The organism is Streptomyces sp. ICN903 (assembly GCF_022015835.1).
GTDB classification, from domain to species: domain Bacteria; phylum Actinomycetota; class Actinomycetes; order Streptomycetales; family Streptomycetaceae; genus Streptomyces; species Streptomyces fenghuangensis.
Genome location: NZ_JAKMAY010000027.1, coordinates 19,183 through 31,918, shown reverse-complemented (window position 1 = coordinate 31,918; position 12,736 = coordinate 19,183). Strand labels below are relative to the sequence as shown.

Below are 12,736 nucleotides of genomic sequence, written 5' to 3'. Positions count from 1 at the left end.
CACATAGGGCGTGGGGGCGGTCGTGGGCGGGGTGATCTTCTCTGAGGAGTGCATGGGAAGCTACCTGTTCCGTAAGTGCCGGGTCCGCGGGACGACGTGGGGACGGGCCGCCCGTGCGCTGCCGGCGCACCGCGACGGAGTACCGCCGCGGGCCACGTCCTCCTGCGGAGAGATCGGTTGTTGTCCCCGGGCACGACGACTGCCCGGGTGTTGCCCTCGCGCTCCTCGTTGAGCCCTCGAGCACGGTCCTACCGTGGTGGCGTGACGCCTTCCGAAGCCTCTTCCGGCCCCGGTGCAGCCGGCCTCGACATCCCGGCTGTGACGGTGGCACCGGGCGACACAGCCACGACCAGTGTGACGGTCCGCAACGACGGCGACATCGTCGAGGCGTACGACCTGGAGGTCGTCGGGGACTGTGCCGCCTGGACCACTGTGGACCCCCCACGGATATCCCTGTATCCCGGCACCTCGCAGACGGTGACGATCCGTCTGGAGCCGCCGCGCTCCCCGGAGGTCCGGGCCGGTGAGACGCCCCTCGGAGTGCGGATCCTGCCGGCCGAACACCCCGAGTCGGTGCGGGTGGTCGAAACCACCGTGCACGTCGGGGAGTTCCGGGAACTGCGCACGGAGTTGACCCCGGGCCGCCGGCACGGCTGGCTGCGGGGCCGCTACCGGCTGGCGGTGCGCAACCGGGGCAACACCCCCGTGCGGGTGGGCTTCACTCCCGGCCAGGCGGGCGAGGAACTGGGATTCGCCTTCAGCCCGGCGGAGCCGGAGCTCCAGCCCGGGGAGTCGGTGGAGGCCGGGCTGCGGGTCCGTACGGGCAAGCCGGTGTGGTTCGGCTCCCCGGTGGTGTGGCCGTTCACCGTGGACACCGCCGAAACCGACGAAGCCGGCGACCGGGAGACGGCGCGACGGGACGCGATCGCGGTCCGGGCGCCGCTGGAAGCGGAGTTCGTCCAGATCCCGGTCTTCCCCAAGTGGCTGCTCGTGGTGCTCGCCGCGCTGCTGGCGCTGTTGCTCGCCTGGTTCGCGCTGGTCCGCCCGGTGGTGCGCAGCGCCGCCGAGGAGGCGGCCGAGGAAGCGGCCGGCGAGGTGGTCCAGTCGCGTCCCACGCACACAGGGGAGCAGGGTGGGCAGGGTCCGGGCACCGGCCCCGGCGGCGGTTCGGACGCCCGCCCCGGTGACCGGGGCACGGGAGCATCGCCCGGTCCGGGCGGCGACGGGGGCGCGGCCGACGGCGGCGCCGGCGCTTCGGGCGGTGCCGGCCGGCAGAGCTCGGCGACCATCGATCTGCAGACGTCCGCGGGGCAGACCAGGACCGGTACCTACCGGGTACCGGCGGGCAGCGTCTTCGGGATCACGGACATAGTTGTCGCCAACTTCCAGGGCGACGAGGGGACACTGACGATCACGTTCGGCGACCGCAAGATCACCACGATCGCGCTGGAGACCTTCCGCAACCAGGACTATCACTGGGTGACCCCCATCGAGATCCCTGAGAACGAAACCGTGACAGTGGAAGTGACCTGTGAGAAGCCGGGCACACCGGCCACCGGTCGCCGGGCGCGGGGATGCCATGAAGTTCTGAACGTGAGCGGTGTGCTCAGCCGTACAACGGGGTGAACACGCTTCACAAGAGTATCCGCCGGCGGCGGTGCGGCTGAACATCCGGATCTTGCCCTGGCCGGAAAACGATGCGCCAGGGCCGAAAAGCGGCTCCGCCCGGATGAGCGCCCTCACCGCCTCGGGAGCCAGTGGCCCGCCCCGGGCACCTCGCGTCCCGGTCTCGACGATGCCGTCGCCGAAGGCGAGGTGGTCGGTAACGGCCGCAGCCGCGCCGGCGGTCCGGCCACGCGGGTCCGGCCTGTACCCCGCCGCGGCTGCCGAGCCCCTTGGGCAGTGGAGGTCCAAGGGGTTCGTCCGGGCCTGGAGCTACGCGCTTCGGCCGGCCTCCTGTGCCGCGTGCTCCAGTCGGCTCCGGTAGTCACCCCGCCAGGCCGAGTCGCCTGGCGCCATGCTGAGGTTGCCCTTGCCCATCCCCACGGAGCCGTCCGGGAGTTCCCGGACGATGTCGGCGTGCCCGGCGTGCCGGTGCGTGTCGGCGATCACGCGCACCACGGCGTGGTGCAAGGTCACCTCGTCCCTGCCGTCGGGCCACCACGGCACCCTGCCGACCGTGTCCGGCGCCGGCGCGTCGAGCGTCGCGTCCGCGTGCGCCCACGCCCGGCGGTAGAGGGCGACGACGTACTCGCGTGACTCGTCCGCGGTGGCCCACATGTCCGCGTTGGGCTCGGCGCCGTCCTCCAGCCATGGCAGCGGTTCGCCGGACGGCCGCCCGAAGGTGTCGCCGAGGTAGCCCAGTTCCACACCGGCCGCGTGTTTCACCAGGTCGAGCAGGTTGGTGCCCGTCGGCGTCAGCGGGCGGCGGACGTCGTACTCCGAGAGGCCTTCCAGTTTCCACAGCAGGGCGTCGCGGGCGGACTGCGGGTAGAAGGCGAGGTCGGCCTTGGAATCCGATGAGGTCATGAGGGCATTCCGCCGCTCACACGTTCCCTTGATGCCGTCCTTGGGTGTTGACGGGAGACGGCTTCCTGGCATGCAATATATTGCATGCCAGTTCCGCAGAGCCGAGGGCTCGAACCCCGGCCCCTCCTGAGGGAGCGCGCCTACCAGGCGATCCGCGACGCCATCGTCGACGGCACGCTCGCGCCCGGAGAACGCCTCCACGACGCCGACCTGGTGAAGTGGCTGGGCGTCAGCCGCACCCCCGTCCGGGAGGCCCTGGCCCGGCTGGAACAGGCCGGACTGGTGCGGACCAAGCCCGGCAGCCACACCATCGTCAGCCCGCTGGACGCCCGCGCCGTCCGCGACGCCCAGTCGGTGGTGGCCGCCATGCACGAGGCGGCCGTCCGCGAGGCGGTGCCGAACCTGGCCACCGCCGAACTGGACACCATGCGCGAGGCGAACACCCGCTTCGCCGAAGCGCTGCGCCGAGGCGACGTCGAGGGCGCGCTGGCCGCCGACGACGAATTCCACGCCGTCACCGTCACCGCCTGCGCCAACCAGGCGGTGCGAAGCGTCCTGGAGCAGTACACGCCGGTGCTGCGGCGCGTGGAACGGCTGCGCTTCTCCTCGCTCGGCGGGCGGGGCTCGGTGGCGCAGCACGAACGGATCACCGAGCTGTGCGCGGCGGGGGACGCCGAGGGCGCGGCCGCCGCGGCACGCGCCAACTGGCACACGCTCGTCCCCCTGCTGGACACCCTGCCCTCCCAGCGGTAGCGGCAGGACGGCGGACCGAGCCGTGCTCGGCCCCGCGACGACGGCAGCCCGGCCGCACCGGGCCCACCACGACAAGGAGCCCACCGTGTCCCTCGACGACTTCGAGCGGTACCCGCTGCTGTTCGGCCCCAGCCCGGTCCACCCGCTGGACCGGCTCAGCGACACCCTTGGCGGGGCCCGCATATGGGCCAAGCGCGAGGACTGCAACAGCGGACTCGCCTACGGCGGCAACAAGACCCGCAAGCTGGAGTACCTGGTACCCGACGCCCTGAGGCAGGGCGCGGACACCCTCGTGACCGTCGGCGGAGTGCAGTCCAACCACACACGGCAGGTCGCCGCCGTGGCCGCCCGGCTGGGGCTCAGGGCACGCCTGGTGCAGGAGCACTGGGTGGACTGGCCGGACCCGGTCAACGACAAGGTGGGCAACATCCTGCTGTCCCGCGTGATGGGCGCCGACGTCGAAATCGTCGACGCCGGCTTCGACATCGGCTTCCGGGACAGCTGGCACCGGGCCATGGAGGACGTACGGGCCGCCGGCGGCACACCGTACGCCATCCCAGCCGGGGCCTCCGACCACCCGCTGGGCGGGCTGGGGTTCGCCAACTGGGCCTGGGAGGTGCAGGCGCAGGAGCGGGAACTCGGCGTCTTCTTCGACACCGTGGTGGTGTGCAGCGTCACCGGCAGCACCCAGGCCGGAATGATCGCCGGATTCGCCGGCCAGGACCGCCCGCGCCGGGTGATAGGCATCGACGCCTCCGCCGAACCGGCCAGGACACGGGCGCAGGTGGAGCGCATCGCCCGCGGCACCGCCGAACTCCTCGGACTGGGGCGGGAGCTGAAGGAGGAGGAGATCACCCTGCTGGAGGGGTGGGCGGGCGAGAAGTACGGCGTTCCCGTCCAGTCGACCCTGGACGCCATCCGCCTGACCGGCCGTACCGAGGGGATGATCCTCGACCCGGTCTACGAGGGCAAGTCGATGGCCGCGCTCATCGACCTGGTGCGCGACGGCGACATCCCCAAGGACTCCAACGTCCTGTACGCCCACCTCGGCGGCCAGCCCGCACTCAACGCCTACAGCGGCCTGTTCCACTGACGGACCGGCCACCCCGCGCCGTGGTGCCTCCCACCGGGGGAGACACCACGGCGCGCGGGCTATGTCGACGCGGGGAAAGCCGACCGTGACGACGGCAGCGTCACCGGCGCCGAGCCCGTGCCGGCCCGGCGCGGCCGCCGCGGGGCCGTTTCGGGTACGCCCGCGGCAACGACGGCACCGCGTACGCTCGGCATCTCCCTGAGGAGCGCGTCGGAACCCGGCCTTCCGCCCCCTTGACCGGTTCCGCTGACTGTCACAGGAGAACGACGGACGTCACGGGCGTGCGACTGAGCCGAACCCGCTCCCGGAACTGCTCGTCATACAGGTCGGTGGTGGTCGACAGGCCCCGCCGCGCCACTGGCCAGCCCGAAGGGATCACCCTCATGAACCGTCGCTCGCGCCTCGCCCTCGCCGCCGCCACCGCCCTCGGTACGGGACTGCTGATGACCGCCTGCCAGAACGACACGGCCTCGAACGACGCGGAGTCCGCGTCCGTCACCGCCACGCCCACCGCCGGCTCCGGCCAGGACACCGGGGAAGGCGGTTCCACGGGCGGCAGCGCCGAGACCCCCGGTGCGGACGACGGCGAGTCAGCCGACAAGAGCGGTTACGGCCAGGGCTGTGGCGCCAACGACATCGACTGGAGCGCCACCTCCGAAACCCAGGCGGGTGGTTACATCCTCATCGCCGCCACGGCCAAGCCCGGCATCACCTGCGTCCTCCCCGCCGGCCTGCCCACCGTCTCCTTCGGCTCGGACGGCACCCAGGCCGGGCCCGCCGAGCAGTCGGCCGGACCGGAGATCACCCTGAAGTCCGGCGTCACCGCCTACGCGGGCGTCAATCCCAAGACGACCAGTGACAACGGTGGCAAGGAGCTGACCAGCATCATCGTCTCCGTCGGTAACGAGGACCCGAACCCGGTGAGCCTCGAGGTCGGCACGATCACCGTTGACTCGCCGGTCGTCACCAACTGGCACACCTCGGCCTCCGAGGCGGTCCCCTTCTCCAACTGACTGCCCTAAGGGCCCCCGTGAGGGAGCAAGGGTGCAAGGACACGAAGGAAGGGAGAGCATGTCGGAGGCCTTGGCGGCGCCGACCGCCACGGGGGACATCGCGGTGGTCCAGGCGGCCGGTACGGATGTGCGGACCCGACTGCGCACCGGCCCGATACGGTCGGTCGGCCGTGGCACCGGTGACGAGGAGCAGCGCATGCCGCCCCCGGCCCGGCGATGACGGCCGGATGCGGCGGATCACCCGGTACCTTCTGCCACGCCCCCTTGGCGGGCGGGACGCTTACCGCCGGTTCACCAGGTCCGATGCCACGGCGGGCGGCAGGGAGGGGTTGGCCGCCGCTGCTTCCGCCACCTGCCGGTCCGGGTCGGTGAGCAGCTCTGCGACGGCCTTCGGCGGGAGTGCCGGGTGGCCGGCCGCTATGGGTCTTGCCTGCCTGCCCGCGAGGCAGGCAAGCAGGGCGGGTGCCGTCGCCCCGGGATGCCGGGCGACTTCGCGGAACACCTTCCGCGCCGCCGGCCGGTGCCGGACCAGGTCCTCCAGCAGCCCCGGAGGCGCGTCCGGGTTGGCCGCCACCCTGGCCCAGGTCCTGACTCGCCGAGGTCCACTCGACCGTGCTGCTCCAACTCGTCACCGAGTCGCCCGCTGCTGTCCTCGCCGCTGCCCCTGGCGTCGACATCACCCTCGTCGTCAAATGGCAGCGGGCCGCCGCCGGAAACCGGGGCGCCCGCGCATACGGGATCAGCAGCCGGCCAATCGCTCAGGAGTGAAGGACATGCCGCGACTCGCCTACGACGCAGTGCTCTGCGACATCGACGGAGTGCTCCGGCACTGGCCCACCGTCTACCGAGGCTCGCCCAGTGGAGCCGGGCCCGGGCGTGGGCGAAGCTCCGCCGTGTGGGTCCCGACGGGTTCGGCGCCCGAGGCGTCGCAGGTCGGCCAAGCTCCACGGCGACCAGGCCTACGGCCCCGAAGACCGGGGATCCCGTTGCGGAGCCACGAAGAAGGCAACGGCGGAGGCCCGCGACCGACTCAGCGGACGGGCAGGAAGTAACGCCGTTTCTCCTTCGCCTGAGCGCCCAGCCGGTCGTAGAACCTGATCGCGTCCTTGTTCCAGGGGGGAGTCTGCCACTGCACCTGGTCGAGTCCGAGTGCACGTGCTTCGTCCAGCACGGCATCCACCAGCATCCGGCCGATCGCCAGGCCTCGGTGGCTCTCCCGCAGGAAGAGGCAGTCCATGTGCAGGTACTCCGCACCGTCCCAGGTGGACACCTCAGGCGCGCACGAGGCGTATCCGATGATCTCGCCGTCGCCCGACTCCGCGACGAAGCAGCGCAGCCTCCCAGCCGCGGAACCGAAGAGCAGCGCCTCCAGCCGCCGAGGCAGATCGGCAGGCGGTTGCGCCGCGTTCTCGTACGCCGCATGCTCAGCAGCCAGCAGGGCGACGTACGGGAGATCGGCGGGCCGTGCATGCCGCACCCGCGGTATTCCGGCAGCCGTCATCGGACCTCACCTTCGAGTACGTCACCACGCCACACGGCCAGCCGCTCCTCAAGCGCGCCGTCTCCGTCCAGCACGTGCCGGCTGAACGCGTCCCGCTCGTGAGCCAACACCGCCGCCTCCCAGACGCACGGAGCAAGGCCCGAGCGGCCGGGCCGCAGCCGGCTGACGTCACCCGCCGGCCCGGTGAAGACAGCGAGGTCGGACATATACCCCTCGATCCACGTGTGCACCAGAACGTAGTCACCGTCACCACCGGCATGCACCAGCAGCACAGCCAACCCGATCGAGCCCCGCAGGTACGCCGACGACAGGTGGTCGGCCGCGATCCGCGCCGCCGCCTGGGCATCCTGCCCCGTCACCGTCCGGCCGGGCGCCTCGATCGCGTAGGACTTCACCGCGTGCCCGGCGATCTCGGAGCACCCCAGGGCGCGCACAGTCCGGGCATGGTGGCCATCGGCCAGCGCGCGTAACACGTCGTTGTCACCATGTGCCGGAAACCGTCCGGACCGGACTTCAGTGAGATCCGCCATGCGGCCATGATGCACGCTCGCCCACAGCAGCCACCATGGGCGAATGGCCCGCACCGTCACCTGAGCCGCCCAGGGCCCGGCGCCCGGACGGCAGATGGTGGTCGATACGCCGAAGTGTTCTGTCCGGTCGGCTGGATGGCCAACCACGGCGATATGTTGACGGACCACCGACAGCCCGCGCCGCGTCCGGCATAGCGGCACACCACACCCCGGAAAGGACGGACAGGTTGATCGACTACGACGGCGAGGCCCGGGACTACGACGCCTCCCGGGGCGGAGAACCGAGGGCGCGGGCGGCCGCGGAGGCACTGGAGCGGCTGCTGCCGCGATCATGCCGCAACCGCCTCGGCCGTTGCCGGGCGGGCCCGACGGGCCCGGGGGCCATCGCCGGGGCGGCGGCAGGTGGTGGGTGTGATGCCCGAACTCCGCTCCGCGCACACGAGTTGATCGGCATAGTGGTAGGCCGTGACGATGCACGAATGCGGAGGGCGGGCGGCGTGACCCGGATCGGCGAGATGAGGCTCAGCGACGGGACCGCGGTGCGGGTCGAGGTCGAAGGGGAACCGGACAGCGGGATCGGCCGGGTGGGCCGCGGGTCGGTCTCCGACGTCGTCCGAGGCTCGGCGGACACCCTCCAGGAGGCGCTGGCGCACATAAGGCCGGCGGTCGAGGCGGTCGCCGACAGCGTGCGGGGCCTGGCCAGCCGGCCCGACTCGGTGAGCGTGGAGTTCGGGATCAAACTGTCCGCCGAGGCGGGCGTCGTGGTCGCGAAGGCGGCGAGCGAGGCTAACTTCGCCGTCCGTCTGGAGTGGGGTGCGAGTGATCCCGGATAATCGGGCGCATGTCGGCGTTACGGGGTGAAGCGGCGCTGGAGTCGGGGCTGGGCCGCATACGCGGCACCGGTCAGGTCGTGGGGGCCGGTTTTCTCGTGGCTCCGGACACCGTGTGCACCTGCGCCCACGTCGTCGCCGACGCGCTGGGGCTGCCGCGGGACACGGAGACCGCCCCCGAGGGAGCCGTGCTCGTGGAGTTCCCGCTGGCGCGCGACGCCGATGGAGCCGTACCGGCCCTGACGGGCCGGGTGGTGTCCTGGCAGCCGGTGCGGGACGACGACAGCGGTGATGTGGCCCTGCTGCGTCTCGACGCGCCGCTGCGGCACGCCCGCCCGGTGCCGCTCGTCGACGGCACGTCCGTCTGGGGACACGCGTTTCGCGCGTACGGCTTCCCGGACGGCGGTGACCACGGGATATGGGCCAACGGCACCCTGCGCGCCGCCCAGGGCGCGGGGTGGGTGCAGATGGACGCCGGGCCCGGCAGTCCGCCCGTGACGAACGGCTTCAGCGGGGCGGCCGTGTGGGACGACGAGCAGGGCGGGGTCGTGGGCCTGGCGGTGGCCGCCGGGCACGGCGCGCTGGCCGGTACAGCCTTCCTGGTGCCCTCCGCCGCACTCGTGGACGAGCGGGTGCTGCGTCCGACGTGCCCCTTCCGCGGGCTGGAGGTGTTCGAGGAGGAGGACGCCGCTTTCTTCCACGGCCGCGACGACGACATCGAGCGGCTCACCGCGTCGATCGCCGACCGCCCGCTCACCGTCGTCGTCGGGCCCTCCGGATGCGGCAAGTCCTCACTGATCCGTGCCGGTGTACTGCCTCGGCTGCGGACCGGCGGTACCGGCGTCACTCTGTTGCGTCCCGTACCGGGCACGGCACCGCACATGTTGCTGGCACACGCGCTGGTGCCCGTGCTCGAACCCCGGGCCGGGGAGATCGACCGCCTGAGCCGGGCCCGGGAACTGGCGCGGCTGCTGGAAGGCGTGCCCGGAGCCGTGGAACGGGTGGACGGCGGCCGGGCCCCGCAGGCCATGACCGCCGTGCGCGCCTCACTCGAGGAACGAACCGGTCCGGGCGGTCACCTCGTCGTCGTGGACCAGCTGGAGGAGTACGCCGACGCCGCCCCGTCCGAGGCCCGCGCCCTGCTCCGTCTGCTGCTGTCCCTCACCGGTGACCCGCGCGGGAAGGGCGGACGCGGCCTGCGTGTCGTGGCCACGGCGCGTCAGGAATCCCTCGGCACGCTGCTCACCTCCGAGACCTCCGGCTCGTTGAGCGAGGCCGTCGTCTTCCTGGCGCCGCTGGACACGGCGGACCTCCACCGCGCGGTCACGGGGCCCGTGGACGCCGTACCGGGTCTGTGGCTGGAGCCGGGGCTGGCCGAGCGCATCACCGAGGACGCCGGCCAGGCACCCGGCCGCATGCCGATGGTGGAGTTCACCCTGACCAGGCTGTGGGAACGGCGCGAGGGTTCCATGCTCACCCACGCCGCGTACGACGATCTCGGCGGAGTGTCCGGGACGGTCGCGGGCTACGCCGAAGAGGCCTACCGCAGATACGTGCCCGAGACCGACGAGGAGGTCGCCCGGCGGTTGTTCGTGCAACTCGCACGCCCCGACGACCAGGGCGGATACGCACGCCGCGCCGTTCCGGTCGATGGCCTCGACCCCGCCGCCGTGGTACTCGCCCGGCGGCTGGCGCGCGGCAAACTGGTCGTCGTCGACCGCACTCTCGACGGCACCGAGATCGTCGACCTCGTCCATGAGGCCCTCACCCGGCTGTGGCCCAGGCTGCGCGCCTGGCTCGACGAGAGCCGCGACTTCCGGGAGTGGCAGGAACAGCTCCGCGCGGACCTGGCGCGCTGGGAGACGAAGAACCGGGAGGCGGGCGCCCTCCAGCGCGGCAAGACCCTGGCCGAGGCCCTGGAGTGGCTCCAGTCGCGGCCCCACGACGTGACGGCGGACGAGCGGGCCTACATCGAGACGGGCCGCCGCTACGAGCAGCGGACGGTCCGCAGGCTGCGCGCCGGTGGCGCGGTGCTGCTGGCGCTGCTTCTGGTCGCCGGAGCGCTGGGCGTGGCCGCCTGGCAGAGCAGCCGGGAGGTGCAGGACCAGCTGCGGGTCCTCGCCGCCCGCGCGCTCGCCGATGAGTCCGGCCGCCGACAGGCCCAGGAGCCGGCGGCCGCCGTGCAGTTGGCGCTCGCCGCCTGGCGTGCCGATCCGACGGCGCCGCAGGCACGGGAGGCGCTGCTCGGCCAGTACGTGCGCGCCCAGTACCTGCGCGGCATGTACACGGGGCTGTGGCGGGGCCGGGTCCAGGAGCTGGTCGCCACCCCCGACGCCCGCACCCTCGTGCTGCGCTCCAAGCCCGACGGCAAGGACCCGTACGAGCTGACGGTCGTCACCGGCGCGCTGGACGGCCGTCCGCGCCACCACACCCTCGCCGGCGCACCCAGGACCGGGCAGCGCGGCGCCGTCAGTGCCGACGGGCGGCACTACGCCGCGGCCATGCCGGACGGCACGGTGCGGCTGTGGCGCCTGGGCACGGCCGGCGGCGCGCCGAAGCGGCTCGGCGAGCGCCTCACGGAGGAGGGCGACATCGTCGGCGCCCAGCTCGACTTCAGCGCGGACGGCACCCGGCTGCTGCGGTACCTGGACATCCACACCCCTGGCCGCCCGGGGGCGCGGCCGAAGGCCGTCCTCGACGTGTGGGAGATCGACGGTCTGGAATCCGTGCCGGTGGCGGACTCGGTGGTGTCGACAGCGGGGGAGCAGATCGTGCGCTTCGGCACGGACGCCGACACGGTCGAGGTGACCACCAGCCACTCCGAGGACACCGACACACCCGACGGGTCCGTGCTGCGCGACCTGCGCACGGCACGCGTCCTGCGCGAGCTGCCGTACGACGACGACTCCTCGGAGCGCCTGGCCCTCGATGACGCCACAGGCGCCTACCACTACGGGAGCTGGGATTCCTCGGACGGCGGTTTCGTCGACGTCGCCCTCGTCAGGCGCGGCACCGACGACACGTACGCGACCCGCCTGCCGCTGGACGACGAACCCGGTTACAGCTCCGTCGAACTGGCCGTCGGCCGGGGCGGGGACGGCGGACTGGCCGTCCTCTCGCCCGTCGGGGACACCCTGGTCGTCGCCCGCGCGTCCGCCGCGCCCCCGCCCGCCCGGAACGCGCAGATCACCCTTTCGGTGCTGTCGCCGGACGGCCGCAGGGTCGCACGGCTGACGGACCGCGGGCTGGAGGTGCTGGACCTGGTGCACGGCGGCACCGCCACCGGCGACCTGCCCGCCGCGTACGCCGAGGGCGCGGACCCGGAGCTGGTCTGGACCCCGGACGGCGACAGACTCGTGCTCTTCAAGGAGGGCGGGACACACCTTCACGTGTACGGGGCCGACACGCTGTCGGAGCACGTCGACGTGGAACTGGACCCGGACGGCACGGCCGGCGGCGACCACGGTCTGATCAGCACGGTCGAGCCCCTGCCCGACGGGGACGTCGCCGTCCTCACCCGGACGGGCCGGCTGCTCACCGTGGATCCGCGGCGGGGCGTGCTCACCGCACGACCGCTGACCATCGAGGGTTCGCCGCGGCCCCGGCCTTCCGTCTGGACCAGGGACCAGCTCGCGGCCCGGCCCGGCCACCCGCGCCAGGTAGCCGTCGTGGCGTCGAACGACCGGCAGCGGGGACGCATCCAGATCTGGGACGTGCGGGCGCGGACGCGGACGCACGAACTGGAGGGCGACGAGGTGGACGCGGTCCTCCAGCAGAAGGGGACCGACAACCTGGCCTTCTCCCCGGACGGCCGGTACCTGGTGGTGGCCCACAACGACGGCAGGCTGCACCGGTGGGACGTCGAGGACCGCGAGACCGTCGGCGGCCCGGTCGTGCTCCAGACAAGCGATCACCTGGTGGGCATGACCGACGACGGAGTGGTGATCACGGCCGAGGGGTACGGCGGCTACGAACTGTGGGACCCCGACGGCGTCCGTATCGGCGCCATTCCCCACCACAGCTACTCATCCTCGGCCCTGAGAGGCACGCGGCTCGTCCTGGAGAGCGAGGGGCTGCGCTCCGTGTTCGACGTGCGCCCGAAGGCGTGGTTCGACCACCTCTGCGCGAACGTCGGCCGTGCCTTCACCGAGGAGGAGCGCGAGGACCTTCCTCCCGGTACCCCGCCGGAGCCTCCCTGCCAGGGCCTGTCCGGCCGGTCATGAGCGGGGCCGGTCCTGCGTGTGCGGCGGACGGTCATGCCGGGGCGACGAGGACGCCGTGAAGGTCGCCGGCCTTCAGGGCGTCCCGGTCGACGGCCAAGCCCGTGTAGGCGCCCACGGCGGTGAACACCGGCTCGGCCTCGCCCTGATGGCCGGTCGCCCGGCCGACGAAGGAGTGCGGTGGTGTGCGCCCACCCACGCGGTGCCGCCACTCATGCCGGTCGGACCATCGGCCGGTACCGGCGACGGGCCCGGTGGTGGCAACGG

General features: G+C 72.7%; 11 protein-coding genes and 1 pseudogene. 7 read left to right on the top strand and 5 right to left on the bottom strand.

Going from position 1 to position 12,736, the window contains the following annotated elements; translation table 11 throughout:
- The first annotated feature begins 261 nt into the window (after nt 1-261).
- Nucleotides 262-1,626, top strand: coding sequence for a hydrolytic protein (locus L7D48_RS05060; RefSeq protein ID WP_237877669.1), 1,365 nt, complete (start codon nt 262-264; stop codon nt 1,624-1,626).
- Nucleotides 1,627-1,935: 309 nt separating this feature from the next.
- Here L7D48_RS05060 and L7D48_RS05055 read toward each other — a convergent pair whose 3' ends face one another.
- Nucleotides 1,936-2,529 (bottom strand): DinB family protein, encoded by a 594-nt coding sequence (locus L7D48_RS05055; protein WP_237877668.1) that lies wholly within the window; start codon nt 2,527-2,529, stop codon nt 1,936-1,938.
- An 84-nt stretch (nt 2,530-2,613) separates the two neighbouring features.
- Between L7D48_RS05055 and L7D48_RS05050 the strand changes: the two genes are divergently transcribed.
- The 4 genes from L7D48_RS05050 to L7D48_RS05035 all read left to right on the top strand — a co-directional run bounded on the left by L7D48_RS05050 (nt 2,614) and on the right by L7D48_RS05035 (nt 5,608).
- On the top strand, nt 2,614-3,282 hold the full coding sequence (locus L7D48_RS05050) for a GntR family transcriptional regulator (RefSeq protein WP_237877667.1): 669 nt from the start codon (nt 2,614-2,616) through the stop codon (nt 3,280-3,282).
- Nucleotides 3,283-3,367: 85 nt separating this feature from the next.
- The gene (locus L7D48_RS05045; RefSeq protein ID WP_237877666.1) at nt 3,368-4,375 is read left to right on the top strand and encodes a 1-aminocyclopropane-1-carboxylate deaminase; all 1,008 of its coding nucleotides are present in this window, start codon (nt 3,368-3,370) and stop codon (nt 4,373-4,375) included.
- 383 nt (nt 4,376-4,758) lie between these two features.
- On the top strand, nt 4,759-5,388 hold the full coding sequence (locus L7D48_RS05040) for a DUF4232 domain-containing protein (RefSeq protein WP_237877665.1): 630 nt from the start codon (nt 4,759-4,761) through the stop codon (nt 5,386-5,388).
- A 58-nt stretch (nt 5,389-5,446) separates the two neighbouring features.
- Nucleotides 5,447-5,608, top strand: a complete 162-nt coding sequence (locus L7D48_RS05035; protein ID WP_237877664.1) for a hypothetical protein — start codon at nt 5,447-5,449, stop codon at nt 5,606-5,608.
- A 60-nt stretch (nt 5,609-5,668) separates the two neighbouring features.
- On the opposite strand, the pseudogene L7D48_RS05030 reads toward L7D48_RS05035, so the two are convergent.
- The 3 genes and pseudogenes from L7D48_RS05030 to L7D48_RS05020 all read right to left on the bottom strand — a co-directional run.
- Nucleotides 5,669-5,980: pseudogene (locus L7D48_RS05030) on the bottom strand (hypothetical protein); the annotation flags it as partial.
- A gap of 438 nt (nt 5,981-6,418) precedes the next feature.
- Nucleotides 6,419-6,889: a GNAT family N-acetyltransferase gene (locus L7D48_RS05025; protein WP_237877663.1), complete on the bottom strand. Its 471-nt coding sequence runs from the start codon at nt 6,887-6,889 to the stop codon at nt 6,419-6,421.
- Nucleotides 6,886-7,419 carry a hypothetical protein gene (locus L7D48_RS05020; protein WP_237877662.1) on the bottom strand — a complete coding sequence of 178 codons (534 nt, stop codon included), beginning with the start codon at nt 7,417-7,419 and terminating at the stop codon, nt 6,886-6,888. The genes L7D48_RS05025 and L7D48_RS05020 overlap by 4 nt, the downstream gene beginning before the upstream one ends.
- Before the next feature lie 479 nt (nt 7,420-7,898).
- Between L7D48_RS05020 and L7D48_RS05015 the strand changes: the two genes are divergently transcribed.
- Both L7D48_RS05015 and L7D48_RS05010 read left to right on the top strand, forming a co-directional pair.
- The gene (locus L7D48_RS05015) at nt 7,899-8,252 is read left to right on the top strand and encodes a CU044_2847 family protein (RefSeq protein ID WP_237877661.1); all 354 of its coding nucleotides are present in this window, start codon (nt 7,899-7,901) and stop codon (nt 8,250-8,252) included.
- A gap of 8 nt (nt 8,253-8,260) precedes the next feature.
- On the top strand, nt 8,261-12,472 hold the full coding sequence (locus L7D48_RS05010; protein WP_237877660.1) for a trypsin-like peptidase domain-containing protein: 4,212 nt from the start codon (nt 8,261-8,263) through the stop codon (nt 12,470-12,472).
- A 31-nt stretch (nt 12,473-12,503) separates the two neighbouring features.
- On the opposite strand, the gene L7D48_RS05005 is transcribed toward L7D48_RS05010, so the two are convergent.
- Nucleotides 12,504-12,668, bottom strand: coding sequence for a hypothetical protein (locus L7D48_RS05005; protein WP_237877659.1), 165 nt, complete (start codon nt 12,666-12,668; stop codon nt 12,504-12,506).
- Nucleotides 12,669-12,736 lie beyond the last annotated feature (68 nt).

Coding starts and splice junctions, on each gene's coding strand:
- L7D48_RS05020 (WP_237877662.1), bottom strand. CDS start 7,419: ATGGCGGATCTCACTGAAGTCCGGTCCGGACGGTTTCCGGCACATGGT.
- L7D48_RS05010 (WP_237877660.1), top strand. CDS start 8,261: ATGTCGGCGTTACGGGGTGAAGCGGCGCTGGAGTCGGGGCTGGGCCGC.
- L7D48_RS05015 (WP_237877661.1), top strand. CDS start 7,899: ATGCGGAGGGCGGGCGGCGTGACCCGGATCGGCGAGATGAGGCTCAGC.
- L7D48_RS05050 (WP_237877667.1), top strand. CDS start 2,614: ATGCCAGTTCCGCAGAGCCGAGGGCTCGAACCCCGGCCCCTCCTGAGG.
- L7D48_RS05025 (WP_237877663.1), bottom strand. CDS start 6,889: ATGACGGCTGCCGGAATACCGCGGGTGCGGCATGCACGGCCCGCCGAT.
- L7D48_RS05035 (WP_237877664.1), top strand. CDS start 5,447: ATGTCGGAGGCCTTGGCGGCGCCGACCGCCACGGGGGACATCGCGGTG.
- L7D48_RS05055 (WP_237877668.1), bottom strand. CDS start 2,529: ATGACCTCATCGGATTCCAAGGCCGACCTCGCCTTCTACCCGCAGTCC.
- L7D48_RS05040 (WP_237877665.1), top strand. CDS start 4,759: ATGAACCGTCGCTCGCGCCTCGCCCTCGCCGCCGCCACCGCCCTCGGT.